Source organism: Nocardioides luteus, assembly GCF_000960475.2.
GTDB classification, from domain to species: domain Bacteria; phylum Actinomycetota; class Actinomycetes; order Propionibacteriales; family Nocardioidaceae; genus Nocardioides; species Nocardioides luteus_A.
The window spans coordinates 93,484-110,724 of the sequence record NZ_JZDQ02000015.1 but is presented as its reverse complement, the minus strand read 5'-3'; the positions used below and the strand labels follow the sequence as shown (position 1 = coordinate 110,724).

Genomic DNA, 17,241 nt, shown 5'->3' with positions numbered 1-17,241 from the left:
GTGCCTCGAGACGCCGGTGTCACAGCTGGGCCATGCCGCCCAACGCCCCGAGACACGTTCGACCATAAGTCCACTCATTGCAATGGGTCAAGGCGGAAAGGGTGGGGCTATGCGGCTATTCGGGATCTGTACGGCTCAGTAACGTGTTCTCCTATGAGCAACCCCCGTCCGCGCGGCCTGCCGAAATACCTTCACGTGGCCGACTACCTGCGGGCCCAGATCGACGACGGCACCTACCTGCCCGGCGAGCGTCTACCGACGGAACCCGAGCTGATGGACACCTTCCCCTACGACCGCGCCACGATTCGGCGAGGTCTGGCGGTGCTGCGCAATGAGGGCCTCATCACCAGCGAGCAGGGCCGAGGCGTCTTCGTACGCGACGCCACCAAGACCCGCTACGACCTGATGAGCATGCTGATCACCGACCCGAGCCACCCGGCCAAGCCCGACGCGGCCTACCACCAGCCGCCCCGCGGCCCGGACGACGGCATCTCGGTCGAGCACTCCTACGAGGTCATCGCGGCCGGCGAGAAGCTCGGCGAGGCCTTCGAGCTCGACCCGCGCAGCGAGCTGCTCAGCACCACCTACACGTTCTTCATCAGCGGCGACACCGCCGAATACCGCACCACCGCCTACATCCCGTATCCGCTGGTCATCGACACCCCGCTGGCCACCCCGACCGACGACTGGCCGCAGCCGCCGATCAAGGACCTGCTGGCCACGGTCGGCGTGAAGGTCACCACCGTCGCGATGGACATCGAGTCCCGGATGCCGACGCCGCAGGAGACCTACGACCTGCAGATCCCCGACGGCACCCCGGTCCTCTCCGACCGCCGCCGGTTCCTCGCCGACGACCGGGTCGTCTGCATCACCGACTCCGTCGGGGTCGCCGACCGGATCGTCTACGGGCTGGACCTGAAGCTGCAGTGAGCCGCCGGCCGCGGCCTCAGGCGAGGTCGTGGACGAACTCGCTGAGCTGGGTGAGGTTGCGGCACTCCCGCATCTCGATGATCGACCCGTAACGGGTCGCCTCGGAGTCGCCGGTGTCCCACTGCGTACGCACCTCGGGGTTGAGCCAGTAGGAGTGCCGCGCGGACTCGGCCATCGCGCGCAGCGAGCCCACGGCGAGGTCGGAGTAGTTGGACCGGGCGTCGCCGAGGATCAGCAGCGACGACTTGGGGCCGAGGGCGTCGGCGTGCCGCTCCTGGAAGAGGGAGAAGGCGCGGCCGTAGTTGGTGCGCCCCATCCGGGCCGCATGCTCGGTCGCCTTCGTCAGCTCGGTCATGGTGTCGACCAGGTCGGCGCCGGGTCGGAAGTAGGACGTGACCTCGTGGATCTCGTCGACGAACGTGAACGCACGCACCTTGCCGAACTGCTCCCGCAGCGCAAAGACGAGCATCAGCGTGAACGTCGCGAAGTTCGACACCGAACCGGACACGTCGCAGAGGATGACCAGCTCCGTGCGGTGCGGCCGCTTCGGGCGGTAGCGCAGGTCGACGGGGACGCCGCCGGTGGACATCGAGGACCGGAGCGTACGCCGCAGGTCCACCGCTCCGCGCCGGCGCGCGTGGTGCTCCTGGGTGAGCCGCGTCGCGAGCCGGCGCGCCAGGGGGTAGATCTCGCGCCGGAGCGCCTCCAGGTCGGCCCGGCGGGCGTGCAGGAAGTCGAGCTTCTCGATCGTGGGACGTACGGCGATCTTGGCGATCTGCTCGGGGCCCTTCTCCTCTGCGATCCGACGGCGGGCGTCGGCCTCGACGAGACCGCTGAAGCGATCCACGCGCCGGGTTCCGACGCGCGCCGCCTCCTCCTCGGTCCAGCCGCCCCGCTGGAGCCCCTCGATGAGGCGGGAGGTCAGCTCGTCGGTCGAGAGCCGGCGCAGCGCGGTGTAGGACGACCACGAGCTCAGGCCGGGGCCACGGCCGGGCATCGCGCCGAAGCGCGCCACCGCCTCGGCAGCGAGCTGGCGGAGCATCTCGACGTCGTCGGCCGCCAGCGCCTCCGCCAACCGCTCGGTAAACTCGGACAACGCCTCGGGCCCGTCCTTCACCACCCCGGCCGCCTCGGCGTCGCCTGTCGCTGACGGAGTGCCGGAGCCGACCATCCGCGGGAAGTAGAGCTCGAAGAGCCCGTCGAAGGTGGCTCGCTGGTTGGCGCGCTTGACCAGGGTCGCGGCGTACGCCTCCTTGACCTGGGTCCGGTCGTTCCAGCCGATCAGACCGAGGGCGGTGACCGCGTCGAGGCCCTCGGAGAGCGACACCGGCAGCCCGGCTCCCCGAAGCGCTTCGAGGAACTCGATGTGCCGGTCGAGGAGGGTCACCGCTTCAACCGCAGCTCTCGGACGGCACGGTCGACGTCGGAGGAGTGCTTGAGGACGACGCCGAGGGTGTCGGCGACGGCCTTGTCGGAGAGATCGGTGATCTCCAGGGCGATCAGGGTGCGCGCCCAGTCGACCGACTCGGCGATGCTCGGGGACTTCTTCAGCTCCAGCTCGCGCAGGCGGCCGACGACCGAGACCAGCTGGCGGGCGACCTTGTCGTCGAGGCCAGGCACCTGGGAGAGCACGATCTCGCGCTCCCGGTCGGCGTCGGGGTAGTCGAGGTGGAGATAGAGGCAGCGTCGCTTGAGCGCCTCGGAGAGCTCGCGGGTGGCGTTGGAGGTGAGCACGACCAGCGGCCGGCGGGTCGAGGTCATCGTGCCGAGCTCGGGGATGGTCACCTGGAAGTCGGAGAGCACCTCGAGCAGCAGCCCCTCGACCTCGACGTCGGTCTTGTCGACCTCGTCGACGAGCAGCACCGTCGGCTCCTCGCGGCGGATCGCGGTGAGGAGCGGCCGGGTCAGCAGGAACTCCTCGGAGAAGATGTCGTCGTGGGTCTCCTCCCACGCCTGGCCGTCGCCGGCGGCCTGGATGCGCAGCAGCTGCTTCTTGTAGTTCCACTCGTAGAGCGCGCGGGCCTCGTCGAGCCCCTCGTAGCACTGCAGCCTGACCAGCTCCGCGCCGGTCGCGCGGGTGATCGCCTTGGCCAGCTCGGTCTTGCCCACCCCGGCAGGCCCCTCGATGAGCACCGGCTTCTCCAGCGCCCCCGCGAGATAGGTCGTCAACGCGGTCGAGGCGTCCGCCAGGTAGCCGACGTCTCCCAGGCGGGTGACGGCCTCGGCGGGCGAGGAGAACCAGGAAGACGTACGCGAAGGCATGACGCGACACTAGCGACTCTGCTCCGGCTCCGCTCCCGGTGTCCGGGTGGGACTTTCGTCATAGTGTCGGAACGACCCGTCACCGCGACACCGATCGGTCGTTAGATACACGTGCACTCGGACACCCCACGACCGCTGACGCTGGTCGTCCTCGCCATGAAGGTCTGCGCGCTGACGGCGCTGGCGGCCTTCTGTCTGGTTGCCGTGACCACCCCGTCCGAGCCCCGGTCGCTGGCGAAGCGGGAGCAGCCCGAGCTCGCCGCGATGCTCGAGCAGCACCACTGCGTGGCCCCTCCGACGATCGCGCCCTGGCGCCGGGAGAGCGCCATCATCCGCTCCCCGCTGGGCGAGCTGAAGCACGTCTCCCTCGACGTCGGCCACCTGATCGAGCAGGGCAAGGCCCGCGGCGAGCTGATCGCCTTCTGCGCCGACCCGGCCTCCTAGGGATCGCGCCGGGTCAGCTGGCCTCGGCGAGCGTGTCCGCGAAGAGTCCGAGCACGCGGTCCAGCGCGGCCCGGTCGCCCTCGACCCGGAGCCCGGCCTCGGCGATCGCCGCGTCCACCGGGAAGCCCATGAACACGACTCCGGTCCAGGCCGTCGAGTCGCCCGCGACGGTGACGTCGGCGTCCTCGAGGGTGCCCTCGGCGAGGTCGAACTGGTTGCCCGTCCAGAGCAGCCGGAACTGCTGCGGTGCCGCATCCGGACGGCGTACGTCGGTCAGCTCCCAGGCGACGCTGATCGGCTCGGGGGTGGTCGCGCTGCCGGCGGGCACCATCGTGCGCATCGCCACCATCACGCCGCTGGGCGTCATCCCGGCGGTCATGATCGGGAAGCGGGACGAGCCGTGGGCCCAGCGGCCGAGCGCTCCGAGGATCGTCTCGAGCTCGCGTCCCCACGGGGTGAGGGCGTAGGCCGTGGTCTTGGTGATGTAGCCGAGCTCGGTCTCGACCACGACGCCGGCGTGCTCGAGGAACTGCAGCCGGTCCTTGAGCTCGTCGGCGCTGACCCCGATCACCGAGGACTCCAGGTCGCGGGCCGTGCGCGGGCCGAACATCAGCTCGCGCACCACGATCAGGCTCCATCGGTCACCGATCAGGTCCAGTGCGTGCGCGGCTGCGCACGCGTCGCCCAGGTCCCCGTAGGTCAGGTTCAGGGTCACGTCGATCCTCTCCGAGTCGTTCGATCCCGTCGAGAGTAGTGAGCCCGAACCAGGCGTCGTCAGTGCCAGAGGTCCCGGCGTGCCGGTGAACTGCCGGCCCTACGCGATCGCGGCGTACGCAGCAGCCACCCGCTCCACCGCCCGCCGGTCGCCCTCGATGCCGACCGAGCCCGTCGGCGCGCCGGCGAAGACCACGCCCGCCCACGCGGACGAGTCGCCGGAGACGGTCGCCTCGGGCGCCTCGTCCGCACCCTCGGTCAGCTCGAAACGGTCGGCGTCCCAGTGCAGCCGGTAGCGGCGTACGCCCGCGGCGGGACGCCGCTCGTCGTGCAGCTCGATCGCGATCCGGACCGGGCCGTCGCCCCACTCGGGCATCGTGGCGTACGGCGCCATCGTGCGCATCGCGACGATCACTCCGTCGGGGGTCATGCTCCCCTCCGGCACCGGGAAGCCGGGCGAGCCCTGCGCCCAGCGGCCGAGCGAGCGCATCACGTCTTCCAGTCCCTGCCCCCACTCGGTGAGCCGGTAGACGCGGGTCCGCCCCAGGTCGTCGAGCTGTGCCTGCTCGACGACGCCGGCCTCCCGTAGCGCCTTGAGCCTGGAGGTCAGGACGGCCGGCGTGATCCCGACGACGGCGGAGGCGAGGTCCGCGAAACGGCGCGGGCCGAGCAGCAGCTCGCGCGCGATCACCATGCTCCACCGGTCGCCGATGACGTCCATCGCGTGCGCGGTCGCGCAGGCATCACCGAGGTCGGCGTACGTCTGCTTCTTCGGCATCGATCCTCCAAACTCTCTTCACAAGAGTATCAACTATGTTTAACGTAGCCTCCATGACCTCACTTCCTCCGGTCGTCGACCGGGCGACCTACCTGCACGAGCGCGCTGCGCTCCTCGACCGCGAGAAGGCGCACACCCGAGCGGGCGACGCGCTCGCCGCGGCGCGGCGGCGGCTCCCGATGACCGAGGTCGACGCGACCGCGCCGCTCGACGGTGCCGCCGGGAGGGTGACCCTCCTGGACGCCTTCGAGGGACATACGCAGCTCTTCGCGAGCTACCACATGTGGCACACCGGGCACGCCGCTGCCGATCAGTGCGAGGGGTGCACGTTCTTCAGCGGCGGCGTGGGCGAGCTCGGCTACCTGCACTCGCGTGGGGTGACGTACGCGGTCCTCTGCCAGGGGCCCTATCCGGAGAGCTCCCGCTACCGGGACTTCATGGGGTGGGAGATGCCGTGGTACTCGGTGCCCGAGGAGTCCTGGGACCCGCTCGACGCTCGCGGGTTCTTCGGGGGCAAGGTCTGCTACCTGCGCGACGGCGACCGGGTCTTCGAGACCTACCGCACCACCGGCCGCGGGGTGGAGCCGATGTCGGCGTCGTACGGGATCCTCGACATGACCGTCTACGGACGACAGGAGGCCTGGGAGGACTCACCCGCGGGCTGGCCCCGGCGCGCAGGCGGCGAGGGCGGCCAGTTCCGCAGCGAGGAGGGGCCGACGACCAACCGTCGCGCCGGCGTGCGCGGCCGCCCGACGGCGCAGTGGTCGCGGATCGTCGGCGGCCGTGACGACGATCTCGGATCCGACCAGGCCCCCGCCACCGATCACTGCTGTCACTGAGGAGAACCATGCCCACGACGATCGCCCTGCCCACCTGCGACCGGTCCCGGTCCCACGTCTTCCTCCGCGACGGCCTGGGTCTCGAGACGCCCGGCGAGCCGGCCGAGGACGGCGTTCCGGAGCCCTTGCGAGCGACCCTCTCGGAGACCTGCGAGGTGATGATGATCCCCACGGGCGGGTTCGCGTGGGTCACCGGCCAGCTCGGGGACGAGCCGATGGACGCGGCGGCCCTGCCGGAGGGGCCCAAGCAGTGCCTGGTCACGATCGAGCTCGGCTCGCGCGACGAGGTCGAGGCTCGCTACGCGGCCGCGACGACGATCGGGCGCAGCGTGATCGCGCCGGAGGCGGCGCCGTGGGGCGAGTACCGCGCCCTCGTCGCCGACCCCGACGGCCATCTCTGGCAGCTGACGTCCCGCTGAGGCCGGGTCGTGCCGCCCCTAGAATCTCCCCATGGCCGGAGACGACACACGGATGCTGCTGCTGGGGGCGGTGGCGCTGTTCGAGCCCGTCAACGGCTATCAGATCCGGCGCGAGCTGATGTCGTGGCAGGTCGACCAGTGGGCCAACATCAACCCGGGCTCGATCTACCACGCGCTGACCTCTCTGGCAGACAAGGGCCATCTGACCAGGCACGATCTGGTCGACAACGGGCGTGCGGTCGCGGTCTACGAGATCAGCGACAGCGGGCGCGCGGAGCTGGAGCGTCTGATCACCCGGTCGCTGGAGGCCGTCGACGCCTACAACGGCCTCTCCTTCTACGCCGCGTTCTCGCTGGTGCCGCTGCTGGAGCGGCCGGTCGTGGTCCAGCACCTCAGCGTCCGCCTGAAGAACCTCGAGCGCACGATCAAGGAGCTCGACGCCGCGGTCCGGGTGAACGCCCGCATGGTGCCGCCCCACACCGTCTCCGCCCTGCACCTCCAGCTCGACAAGCTCCGCGCCGAGCGGTCGTGGCTGGTGGAGGTCCTGGACGACGTACGCAGCGGCAAGCTCTTCTTCGTCGGCGAGACGTCCGACTGGGCGCCTGCCGACGACGACCCGGGGTGGCAGATGGACGCCGACCGGAAGCGCTACCGGGAGATGCTGCGCGGCTGAGCCGGCGCGGCTCGGGAGGAATGGGTTTGACAACCCGGGATCAAAATTGAACACTCACGATATTCAACTTTGAACACCTGGGTAAAATCAGGTGATCGTCGGCGGTCGTCCGTGCTTGTCTGGACCCGCACGCACAAGGGAGTGACACATGATTCACGCACGCGGCCTGAGGCACACCTTCGCCTCCGGCCATGGCAAGCAGAAGAAAGAAGTCGTCGCGGTCGACGGGGTCGATCTCGACGTCGAAGAGGGTGAGGTGGTCGGCTTCCTGGGCCCGAACGGCGCCGGCAAGACCACCACCCTCCGCATCCTCACCACCCTCCTCAAGCCCACGGCCGGCACCGCCACGGTGGCCGGCTTCGACGTGGCCACGCAGTCCGTCGAGGTCAGGCGGAGCATCGGCTACTGCTCCCAGGTCGGATCGACCTTCTCGGGCGCCTACGCCGGCGACGAGGTCGTCGACCACGGGATGCTCTACGGGATGTCCAAGAAGGACGCCGTCGCCCACGGGCAGGCGCTCTTCGAGCGGCTCCAGCTCGACGGGCTGTGGCGCCGCAAGCCGCGCAACATGTCCGGCGGGCAGAAGCGCCGCCTCGACATCGCGATGGCGCTGATCCATGCCCCCCAGCTGGTCTTCCTCGACGAGCCCACCACCGGCCTCGACCCGCAGGCGCGGGCCAACCTGTGGGACCACATCGCCTCGCTGCGTACGGACCACGGGGCGACGGTCTTCCTGACCACCCACTACCTCGACGAGGCCGACACCCTCGCCGACCGGGTGATGGTCATCGACCAGGGGCGCATCGTCGCCAACGACACCCCGGAGAACCTCAAGGCCGCCGTCTCCGGCGACCTGGTCTCCCTGGAGGTCGCCACCGACGAGCAGGTCGCGATCGCTCGCGACAAGCTCGCCTCGATCTCGGAGAACGTCGAGGTCGACGAGCGGCTGGTCAGCGGCCGGGTGCCGCGGGCCGGCAAGGCCGTCCCCGGGCTGCTGCGCGACCTGGAGTCCAACGGCGTCTCGCTCGAGTCGATCGAGGTCGCCCGGCCCACCCTGGACGACGTCTTCCTGACGCTGACCGGGCGCACCCTGCGGGACGCCGAGGCGGGCACACCCGAGACCGATGACGAGAACCAGGAGGCGACGGCATGACCGAGTTCCAGCAGCCCGTCCTCAAGTCCAGCTTCCTGCGGGAGTCGATGGTCGTCTTCAACCGTCAGCTGCGGATGAACCTCCGCAACCCGGCCTGGGTGCTCATCGGCGTGATGCAGCCGATCCTCTACCTGGTGCTCTTCGGCCCGCTGCTCGAGCCGCTGATCACACAGCTCGGCGGCAACGCCTACAACTGGTTCGTTCCCGGCATGCTCGTCCAGCTCGGCGTCTTCGGGGCCATGTTCGCCGGCTTCTCGCTGATCGGCGAGTGGCGCGAGGGCGTCATCGAGGCCGAGCGGGTCACCCCGGCATCGCGTGGGGCGCTGCTGTTCGGACGTCTCTACCGCGACCTGCTGCAGATCCTGGTGCAGGCGATCATCCTGGTCATCCTCGGCCTGATCATGGGCATGGACTTCAAGCCTCTCGGCATCCTCGTCGGGATCGCGATCACCGTGCTGATCGGCGGCGCCGGCGCCGCCGCCTCCAACGCGTTCGCGCTGCTCGTGAAGAGCGAGGACGTGATGGCCCCGGTGACCAACATGCTGCTGATGCCGATCCTGCTGCTGTCCGGGATCTTCCTGCCGATGAACTTCGGTGCCCAGTGGCTGGAGACGCTGGCCGACATCATCCCGACCAAGCACATCGTCGACGCGGTGCGAGCCTCGTTCTTCGGTGACCTCGGGTTCGCCGACATCGGCTGGGGCGTCGGGTGGACCGTCGTCCTGTTCGGGCTCGCGGTCTGGTGGGGCATCTCCACGTTCCGCAAGGAGAACGCTTAGCAAAACACCCGGGTCGTTCTCAGTAGCGACTCAGCGAGGGGTGGCAGGGTAGGGGTGTGAACAGCCCTGCCACCCCGAGCGACAGCTCCGGCGACAAGCCGCACGTGCTGGTCGTCGACGACGACAAGGCCGTGCGTGAGTCGCTGCGCCGGTCACTGGAGTTCAACGGCTACGTGGTCGCCCTGGCCGGCGACGGCGCCGAGGCGCTCGCCGGCATCGCCAACCACGGTCCCGACGTCGTCGTGATGGACGTGATGATGCCCCGCCTCGACGGCATCGAGGCCACCAAGGCGCTGCGGGCAGCCGGGAACGACGTACCCATCCTGGTGCTGACCGCCCGCGACGCCGTCGGCGACCGCGTCGACGGCCTGGACGCCGGGGCCGACGACTACCTCACCAAGCCGTTCGCGCTCGAGGAGCTGCTGGCCCGCCTGCGCGCGCTGCTGCGCCGGGCCGCCCCGATCGGCGAGGAGGACGAGGAGACGCTGCACTTCGCCGACCTCTCCATGAACACCACCACCCGCGAGGTGACCCGGGGCGATCGGGCCATCGAGCTCACCCGCACCGAGTTCACGCTCCTGGAGATGTTCCTGCGCCGGCCCCGCCGCGTACTCGACCGGTCCTTCATCCTCGAAGAGGTCTGGGGCTACGACTTCCCGACCACGGCCAACTCCCTCGAGGTCTACGTCGGCTACCTGCGCCGCAAGACCGAGGCCGAGGGTGAGGCCCGGCTGATCCACACCGTACGCGGCATCGGCTACGTGCTGAAGGAGCCGTGAGCAGCGCGATGACCATGACGGCCACCAGCTCGCGCTACCGCGGCTCCCTGGCGGGCCGGGTCACGCTGCTGACGACCCTCGCGGTCGCCGGCTCGATCGCGTTGATCGCGGTCGGGCTCTACTTCGTCGTACGTATCCAGCTGCAGGCCAACATGGACGAGTCGCTGCTGACGCGGGCCACCTCCGCCGCGGCCAACACCGCGTCGATCCAGGACGCACGAACAGGCGCGTCCTTCCCGACCTGGGTGCTCAACGCCGGCGACATCCAGGTCGCCGAGGTCTACGACTCGCACAACTACTGGTCACCGACGCTCGGTACGTTCCCGCGGCCCGGCGTGCCCGAGGAGGCGGTGGCGAAGCGCGAGGCCAAGCAGTCGGTCCGCACGGTCTCGACCTCGGTCGGCGTCTTCCGGGTCGTCGCCGTCCCGATCCCCGACAGCGACTCCGCACTGATGCTGGCGCAGTCGCTGGGGCCACAGCAGGAGATGTACAAGAGGCTCGGGTTCGTCGTGCTCTTCTTCGGCGCGGCCGGAGTCGTCGCCGCGGCCTTCGCCGGGTGGGTCGTGGCCGCCGGCGGGCTGCGGCCGGTACGCCGCCTGACCGCGTCGGTCGACCGGATCGCGACCACCGAGGACCTCACCCCGCTCCCGGTCGAGGGCGATGACGAGATCGCCCGGCTGGCCACCTCGTTCAACCGGATGCTGACCGCCGTCTCCGCCTCCCGGGACCGGCAGCGCCAGCTGGTGGCGGATGCCTCGCACGAGCTGCGTACGCCGCTGACCTCGCTCCGCACCAACGTCGAGCTCCTCACCCAGGCCGACGCCTCGATCTCCGGTGAGCAGCGGGCCGACCTGCTCGGCGACATCCGCGCCCAGATCGAGGAGCTCACCAACCTGATCGGCGACCTCGTCGAGCTGGCCCGCGACGAGCCCGCCGAGCCCACGCTGGAGACGATCGACCTCTCCGACGTGGTGGACCGCGCCCTCTCCCGGGTCCGGCTGCGCGCACCGTCGGTGACCTTCACCGAGGAGATGTCGCCGTGGTGGGTCATGGGCGACGCCAGCTCGCTGGAGCGGGCGGTCACCAACCTGCTCGACAACGCCGCCAAGTGGTCCCCGGCCTCCGGCACCGTACACATCTCCCTGAACGCCGGCGTGCTGAACGTCGACGACGAGGGGCCGGGCATCGCCGACGCCGACATCCCGTACGTCTTCGACCGGTTCTACCGCTCCACCGAGGCTCGGTCGATGCCCGGTTCCGGCCTCGGCCTCGCTATCGTCCGACAGGTCGCCGAGCGCACCGGCGGGTCGGTGTCCGCGGCTCGCTCCCCGTACGGTGGCGCGCGGATGACGCTGCGTCTGCCCGGCTCGGCCTCTCCGAGGCCGACCGAACCGCCCGCGGCTGTGCTGAACGATGAAGGGCTGAAGCATTGAGATTCGCCGTCCTGGCGCCCGGTCTGGTGGCGCTGCTGTCCCTCGCTGCCTGCGGAGCCGAGGAGCCTGCCGCTCCGTCGGCCTCCGCGTCCGCGTCGGCCTCGGGGCAGGCCGCCGAGAAGACGTTCAACCCGTGCGACGGTCTCGACATCGAGCCGGTGGAGAAGGCCCTCGGCGCCGGGCTCCGCGTCGAGAAGGGCACCTCCGCGGCACCCCGCTGCGCGCTGCTCCCCGACGAGTCGGGTGGGACGGCGTACGAGCTGAACTACCTGCCCTTCAAGGGCACCCTCGCGGAAGCGTGGAAGACCATGGACGTGAAGTCCGGCAAGGTCAGCGAGCCCGATGTCAAGGGCGCCGATGACGCCCGGCTGGTCACGCAGCAGGGCGTCAACTCGTACGCCGTCACCGGTTTCGTCCAGAACGGCGCCCTGATCCAGAGCTTCAACTCCGTCGACCTGGATCCTTACGACGGCGAGGCCATGGACCGCGCCGCCCAGGCTCTCCTCGAGCAGCTCAGCGCCAACGCGCCGTAGCCGAGGCGTCACGCGCGTCGGCCGAGGCGTCACTTCGGTCGGCCGAGATGGCATCCAGGTGCCCACTCGACCGACCGGAGTGACGTCTCGGCAGGGCCTTTCGGCTAGTGCTTCTTCGTCTCGCGCCAGGAGCGCTCGAACGGGAGGCGCCAGGCGTGCGGGGCGATCAGCTGGTGGATCGAGTTGGGACCCCAGGAGCCAGGAGCGTAGAGGCGCACCGGCGGCGGGTTGTCGAGGAGCGGCTGGGAGATCTCCCAGAGCGTCTCGATGCCCTCGGCGGTGGTGAAGAGGGTGTGGTCGCCGCGCATGGCGTCGTGGATGAGGCGTTCGTACGCCTCCAGGACGCCGGTCGAGGAGCTCGTCTCCTGAGTGGCGAACTGCATGGAGAGCTTCTCCAGCTTCATGCCGGGCCCGGGACGCTTGCCGTAGAACGACAGCGACATCTTCGACTGGTCGGCCAGGTCGAAGGTGAGGTGGTCGGGACCCTGGGTGCCGGCGCCGGAGTTGGCCGGGAACATCGTCAGCGGCGGCTCCTTGAACGCGATCGAGATGATCCGCGCGCCCTCGGCCAGCTTCTTGCCGGTGCGCAGGAAGAACGGCACCCCGGCCCAGCGCCAGTTGTCGATGATCACCTTCATCGCGATGAAGGTCTCGGTGTCGGAGTCGTCGGCGACCTCGTTCTTGCCGCGGTAGCCGGAGTACTGACCGCGCACCACGTTGCGCGGGTCCAGCGGCTGGATCGAGCGGAAGACCTTGTTCTTCTCCTCGCCGATCGGGTCGGGAGCCAGCGAGGTCGGCGGCTCCATCGCCATGAACGCGAGCACCTGCATCAGGTGGGTCACGACCATGTCGCGGTAGGCACCGGTGCCCTCGTAGAAGGCTGTGCGTCCCTCCAGGCCCAGCGTCTCGGGGATGTCGATCTGGACGTGGTCGATGAAGTTGCGGTTCCAGATCGGCTCGAAGAGTCCGTTGGCGAAACGGAAGGCCAGGATGTTCTGCGCGGCCTCCTTGCCGAGGAAGTGGTCGATCCGGAAGATCTGCTCCTCGGAGAAGACCTCGTGGATCTTCGCGTTGAGCTCCTTGGCCGACTCCAGGTCGGTGCCGAAGGGCTTCTCCATGATGATCCGGGCACGCTCGACGAGGTCGGCCTCCTCGAGCTGGCGGATCACGTCCTGGGCGGCCTTGGGCGGGACGCTGAGGTAGTGGAGGCGGCGCACGTCGCTGCCGACCCCCTGGAGCTTCTTCTCGGCGAGCTTCACCGCGTCGGCGAGCGCGTGCGGGCCCTCCTTGGTGGAGACGTAGGAGAGCATGCCCCCGAAGGCTTCCCACCGCTCGTCGGTGATGTCCCCCTTGCCGAACTCCTCGCAGGCCTCGCGGGCGAACGCGACGAAGTCCTCGTCGGACATCTCCTCCAGGGACGTACCGACGATCTGGGCGTCCGTCATCAGCCCGGCCTCGTTGAGTCTGAGCAGGCCAGGCAGGAGTTTGCGGCGCGCCAGATCACCCGTCGCACCGAAGAGCACGATCACATGTGGCAGGGCTTTGTCATCGATGGTGGCCATGATGAGTCCACGGTAGTCCCCGTTTTATGAACGATCCAATAGACAACGGCCGCTGTCTCAACGTGTCGCCGTCTTTTCACCTGCTTGATCATCTGCCGAGGGAAGCGCGGACCCGATCGGCCTTCAGACGCGCCTCCTCGGCCTCCTCGGCGACGTCGGATCTGACGGTGATCCCGCCGCCGGTGCCGATCTGCCAGGTGTGGGTGTCGTGGGTCGTCAGGGTGCGGATGACGACGCCCAGGTCGGCCGGTCCGTCGCCGGAGATCCAGCCGAAGGCGCCCGCGTACGCCGCCCTGGGCCCGCCCAGGTCACGCTCGGCGCGCTCGATGACCTCCATCGTGCGCAGCTTGGGAGCCCCCGTCATCGACCCTGCGGGGAAGAGCCTGCGCAACGCCTCGATCGTGGTGATCCCGTCGCTGAGATGTCCCCTGACGGTGGTGACGAGCTGATGCACGCTCTCGTAGGACTCGACCTGCATCAGCCCGGGCACCTCCACCGTCCCCGGCTCGCACACCATCGCCAGGTCGTTGCGGAGCAGGTCGGTGATCATCAGGTTCTCGCTGCGGAGCTTGGGATCGGTCCGCAGCAGCTCCGCGTTGGCGGCGTCCTCCTCCTCGGTGGCTCCTCGCGGCGTCGTCCCCTTGATCGGTCGGGTCTCGATCACCCGATCCTCGCCGATGACCGCGTACCGCTCCGGGCTCGAGCTCAACAACCACACGCTGTGCCCGTCGATGTCGTGCTGGAGAAAGCCCGCGTACGGCGCGGGGTTGATGCTCCTGAGCCGCAGATAGGTCGCCACCGGGTCGGCGGAACCGTGGACAGTGGCGCGATAGGTCAGGTTCGCTTCGTAGGTGTCACCCGCCCGGAGAGCTTCCTGAACCTGGTGGAAGGCGTCGGTGTAGGCGGCATTTCGGGGTAGTCCGGTAGCGAACTGCCCATTACTGGCGGGTATATGGGCAGTTCGCTCCCGGACTACCCCGCCGTGGTCGAACAGCCGCACATGCGACGGCCGCATCCAGACAGCGTCCGGTACGTCCCGCGACGGAGCAGCGGGGAGATCGGGCCGGCAGGCGTAGCCGAGGTAGCCGAACCACTGCTCCCCGGGCCCGACCTCGCGCTCCAGAACCTGCCAGATGTCGTCGCCCACGACCTCGGACCGCCCGGACACATGGCGCAGCACCTCGCGACGCGAGGCCGAGTAGGTCAGCGAGACGTCGTCGTCCTCCAGCCAGCCGATCAGCGACCGGCTTCCGGACCACTCGCGCGCGCCGCCGCCGTCGAGCCAGACGCAGCGGGGGTGCGCCGCGGCCACCTCGGCGAAAAGATCCTCGACGTTCATCGTTGCCCCTCGCTCGGCCGGTTCAAGAAGTTCGCGACCATCGCGGCGCCGTGCCGGGAGAGCACCGACTCGGGATGGAACTGCACGCCCTCGAGGGGCAGCACCCGGTGACGTACGCCCATCACGACCCCGTCCTCGGAACGGGCCGTGACCTCCAGGACATCGGGCACGGAGACGGCCGCGAGGGAGTGGTAGCGGACCGCCTCGAGCGGCGAGGGAAGGCCCGCGAAGACCCCGCGCCCGTCGTGAGTCACCCGAGCGACCTCACCGTGTGCCGGCTCGACCCGGTCGACGACGCCGCCGTAGGCGGTCACCAGACCCTGCATGCCCAGGCAGACGCCGAGGACCGGCCGGTCCCCGGCCAGGAGTACGTCCCGCCCGACCGCAAAATCAGCAGGAGAGCCAGGGTGGCCCGGCCCGGGCGAGAGCACCACATGGGTGTAGCCGGCGAGGTCGCCGAGCTTCACCTCGTCATGCTCCACGACGTCCGGAAGGACCCCGCTGACCTGCGCGATCATGTGGACGAGGCTCCACACGTAGGAGTCGTGGTGATCGACCACGACGACGCCGCTCATTGTGCCAACAGGTCGCTGACGACGTCGTGGATGAGGTCGTAGCCGCGCTCGGTGAGGACCGACTCCGCGTGGAACTGGATGCCGGCGTAGTGGGGTCCGGAGATGGCGTGGATGTCGCCGGTCTCGGGATCGGCGTCCACCGACACCCCCTCGGGCAGCGAGGCAGAGCCGACGCGACCGACGAAGGTGTTGTAGAAGCCGACCCGCTCACGACGCGGCCGTCCCCCGAACCCGAGACCGACCCGGGTCTGGGTGCCCTGGAAGACGATGTCCTTGTAGTGCAGCCCGATCCCGAGCTGGTGGCACAGCGCCTGGTGGCCGAGACAGACCGCCAGGAACGGCTGCCCGGTCTCGAGCAGCGAGGCGACCGCAGCACGCAGCTTGGCCATCTTCGGATCGGAACCGTCCCGCGGGTCACCCGGACCGGGGCCGACGATCACCAGATCAGCGCCTTCGAAGGCACCGGCCTCGTAGTCCTCGTGGCGGACCACCGACGACGTCATGCCGAGCACCCGCAGGACGTGGCGCAGCATGCGCACGAAGTCGTCCTCGCCGTCGAGGATGACCGCGTGCTTGCCGGCGAGGTGGGCGGAGGGCTCCTCGTCGGCCTGGTCGGTGAGCCAGAACGACGACAGCCGACGGTTGCGGGCGGCCAGGGTCAGCAGCAGGTCCTCGTCGTTGACCAGCTCGGACACATCCTGTGCCAAAGCAGGCGCGGCCGGCACCAGGCCGAAGGCGGACAGGATGCCGCCGGCCTTGGCGTGCGTCTCGGCGACCTCGTATTTCGGGTCGGAGTCGCGTACGAGGGTCGCGCCGGCGCTCACCTTCAGCTCACCGGTGAGCGACACGTCCGCGGTGCGGATCACGATCGGCGAATCGACGGTCGGGGCGCCGGACTCGTCACGGCCGAGCAGCGCGAGGGCGGCACCGTAGTAGCCACGGCCCTCCGGCTCGTACTTCTTGATCAGCCGGCACGCGTTCTCCACCGGCGAGCCGGTGACGGTGGCGGCGTACATCGTGTCGCGCAGGATCTCGCGCGGGTCCCGCGCGGAGCGGCCGGCGAGCAGGTATTCGGTGTGGATCAGCCGCGACATCGGCTTCAGGAACGGGCCGAGCACCTGGCCGCCCTGGTCGCAGATGTCACACATCATCTTGAGCTCCTCGTCGACCACCATGAAGAGCTCGTAGACCTCCTTCTGATCCGTCAGGAAGTCGGTCAGCTGCCCCTTGAGGTCGTGGGCGATCTTCTCGGGCGAGCCCTCGAGGTCGCGCGGCAGCCGGAAGGTGCCGGAGATCGGGTTCATCCGGACGTCGCCGCCGTGCACGCTCACGTGGCGCTCCGGCGAGGCGCCGATGAGGTAGCGGTCGCCGGTGAAGAAGCAGTAGGTCCAGTACGCCCCGCGCTCGCGCTCCAGCAGCCGGCGCAGCACGGTGAGCGCGCGCTCGTGGTTCCAGTCGTCGAGCTGGGCGCGGTAGTGGCGGCCGATCACGAAGTTGGCGCCCTCGCCCTGGCCGATCTCGTCCTCGATGACGGTCTTGACCAGGTCGGCGTAGGTGTCGTCGTCCACGTCGAAGCCACCGCGGTCGGTGAACTCCACGGGGACGTCGGGCAGCGCCTCGATCACCTCGGCGACGGAGAACTCCCACTCGCGCTCGACATCGACGACCACCAGCGGGGTGCCGTCGTCGTGGGCCTCGAAGCCCCGCTCGCTGACCTGGCGGAACGGCACCGCGAGCAGCCGGTCGGCCACCTTCCCGGGCTCCGGGGTGCCCTCCTCGAGCGGTACGTCGAGCAGCGACTCGACCACCGACCGGGTGCCTGCCAGCATGCCGACCGTGTCCCGATCACCCGCCCGCGAGGAGCGCCGGATGATCGCCCACGCCTCGTGCCCCGTGATCTCCTCGATCGCGGTCGTGGCAGGGCTGTTGGTCGTCATGGGAGGAGCCTAATCCGCACGCTCGCGGGAGACGTATTCGATTCGGATCGTGAGCCGCGTGCAACCCCGCGGTGCCTCCGATCCGTTGAGAG

Annotated in this window: 18 protein-coding genes; 10 read left to right on the top strand and 8 right to left on the bottom strand. The window is 69.5% G+C overall.

Annotation, left to right across the window (positions count from 1 at the left end; all coding sequences use genetic code 11):
* Nucleotides 1-153 precede the first annotated feature (153 nt).
* The gene (locus tag UG56_RS12505; protein ID WP_045546988.1) at nucleotides 154-930 is read left to right on the top strand and encodes a GntR family transcriptional regulator; all 777 of its coding nucleotides are present in this window, start codon (nucleotides 154-156) and stop codon (nucleotides 928-930) included.
* Nucleotides 931-946: 16 nt separating this feature from the next.
* Here the strand turns inward: UG56_RS12505 and UG56_RS12500 are convergent, their stop codons facing one another.
* Nucleotides 947-2,317, bottom strand: a complete 1,371-nt coding sequence (locus UG56_RS12500) for a vWA domain-containing protein (RefSeq protein ID WP_045546987.1) — start codon at nucleotides 2,315-2,317, stop codon at nucleotides 947-949.
* A complete protein-coding gene (locus UG56_RS12495; RefSeq protein WP_045546986.1) occupies nucleotides 2,314-3,192 on the bottom strand; it encodes an AAA family ATPase in 879 nt (292 codons plus the stop codon). The genes UG56_RS12500 and UG56_RS12495 overlap by 4 nt, the downstream gene beginning before the upstream one ends.
* Before the next feature lie 111 nt (nucleotides 3,193-3,303).
* On the opposite strand from UG56_RS12495, the gene UG56_RS12490 reads away from it, so the two are divergent.
* On the top strand, nucleotides 3,304-3,636 hold the full coding sequence (locus UG56_RS12490; protein WP_045546985.1) for a hypothetical protein: 333 nt from the start codon (nucleotides 3,304-3,306) through the stop codon (nucleotides 3,634-3,636).
* 13 nt (nucleotides 3,637-3,649) lie between these two features.
* On the opposite strand, the gene UG56_RS12485 is transcribed toward UG56_RS12490, so the two are convergent.
* Together UG56_RS12485 and UG56_RS12480 are read right to left on the bottom strand one after the other, a co-directional pair.
* Entirely contained in the window at nucleotides 3,650-4,351 is a 702-nt protein-coding gene (locus UG56_RS12485; RefSeq protein WP_045546984.1) for a winged helix-turn-helix transcriptional regulator, read from the bottom strand.
* Between the two features lie 99 nt (nucleotides 4,352-4,450).
* A complete protein-coding gene (locus UG56_RS12480) occupies nucleotides 4,451-5,128 on the bottom strand; it encodes a winged helix-turn-helix transcriptional regulator (protein WP_052693123.1) in 678 nt (225 codons plus the stop codon).
* A gap of 53 nt (nucleotides 5,129-5,181) precedes the next feature.
* Between UG56_RS12480 and UG56_RS12475 the strand changes: the two genes are divergently transcribed.
* From UG56_RS12475 to UG56_RS12440, 8 genes are all read left to right on the top strand, one after another.
* Nucleotides 5,182-5,967: a DUF899 family protein gene (locus UG56_RS12475; protein WP_071327044.1), complete on the top strand. Its 786-nt coding sequence runs from the start codon at nucleotides 5,182-5,184 to the stop codon at nucleotides 5,965-5,967.
* Between the two features lie 8 nt (nucleotides 5,968-5,975).
* Entirely contained in the window at nucleotides 5,976-6,386 is a 411-nt protein-coding gene (locus UG56_RS12470; RefSeq protein WP_045546982.1) for a VOC family protein, read from the top strand.
* Nucleotides 6,387-6,417: 31 nt separating this feature from the next.
* Nucleotides 6,418-7,059, top strand: coding sequence for a PadR family transcriptional regulator (locus UG56_RS12465; protein WP_045546981.1), 642 nt, complete (start codon nucleotides 6,418-6,420; stop codon nucleotides 7,057-7,059).
* A 148-nt stretch (nucleotides 7,060-7,207) separates the two neighbouring features.
* Entirely contained in the window at nucleotides 7,208-8,212 is a 1,005-nt protein-coding gene (locus tag UG56_RS12460) for a daunorubicin resistance protein DrrA family ABC transporter ATP-binding protein (RefSeq protein ID WP_045546980.1), read from the top strand.
* Complete coding sequence (locus UG56_RS12455) at nucleotides 8,209-8,991, top strand: ABC transporter permease (RefSeq protein WP_045546979.1); 783 nt, start codon at nucleotides 8,209-8,211, stop codon at nucleotides 8,989-8,991. Before UG56_RS12460 ends, UG56_RS12455 begins: the two co-directional genes overlap by 4 nt.
* Before the next feature lie 56 nt (nucleotides 8,992-9,047).
* Complete coding sequence (locus UG56_RS12450; protein ID WP_442756964.1) at nucleotides 9,048-9,770, top strand: response regulator transcription factor; 723 nt, start codon at nucleotides 9,048-9,050, stop codon at nucleotides 9,768-9,770.
* Nucleotides 9,767-11,203 carry a HAMP domain-containing sensor histidine kinase gene (locus UG56_RS12445; protein WP_256206590.1) on the top strand — a complete coding sequence of 479 codons (1,437 nt, stop codon included), beginning with the start codon at nucleotides 9,767-9,769 and terminating at the stop codon, nucleotides 11,201-11,203. The genes UG56_RS12450 and UG56_RS12445 overlap by 4 nt, the downstream gene beginning before the upstream one ends.
* Nucleotides 11,200-11,736 (top strand): hypothetical protein, encoded by a 537-nt coding sequence (locus UG56_RS12440; RefSeq protein ID WP_045546978.1) that lies wholly within the window; start codon nucleotides 11,200-11,202, stop codon nucleotides 11,734-11,736. The genes UG56_RS12445 and UG56_RS12440 overlap by 4 nt, the downstream gene beginning before the upstream one ends.
* Nucleotides 11,737-11,840: 104 nt before the next feature.
* On the opposite strand, the gene zwf is transcribed toward UG56_RS12440, so the two are convergent.
* From zwf to UG56_RS12420, 4 genes are all read right to left on the bottom strand, one after another.
* Complete coding sequence (gene zwf, locus UG56_RS12435; protein ID WP_045546977.1) at nucleotides 11,841-13,298, bottom strand: glucose-6-phosphate dehydrogenase; 1,458 nt, start codon at nucleotides 13,296-13,298, stop codon at nucleotides 11,841-11,843.
* An 88-nt stretch (nucleotides 13,299-13,386) separates the two neighbouring features.
* On the bottom strand, nucleotides 13,387-14,637 hold the full coding sequence (locus UG56_RS12430) for an anthranilate synthase component I family protein (protein WP_045546976.1): 1,251 nt from the start codon (nucleotides 14,635-14,637) through the stop codon (nucleotides 13,387-13,389).
* Nucleotides 14,634-15,212, bottom strand: a complete 579-nt coding sequence (locus UG56_RS12425) for an anthranilate synthase component II (RefSeq protein ID WP_045546975.1) — start codon at nucleotides 15,210-15,212, stop codon at nucleotides 14,634-14,636. The genes UG56_RS12430 and UG56_RS12425 overlap by 4 nt, the downstream gene beginning before the upstream one ends.
* Nucleotides 15,209-17,149, bottom strand: coding sequence for an anthranilate synthase family protein (locus UG56_RS12420; RefSeq protein ID WP_045546974.1), 1,941 nt, complete (start codon nucleotides 17,147-17,149; stop codon nucleotides 15,209-15,211). Before UG56_RS12420 ends, UG56_RS12425 begins: the two co-directional genes overlap by 4 nt.
* Between the last annotated feature and the right edge of the window lie 92 nt (nucleotides 17,150-17,241).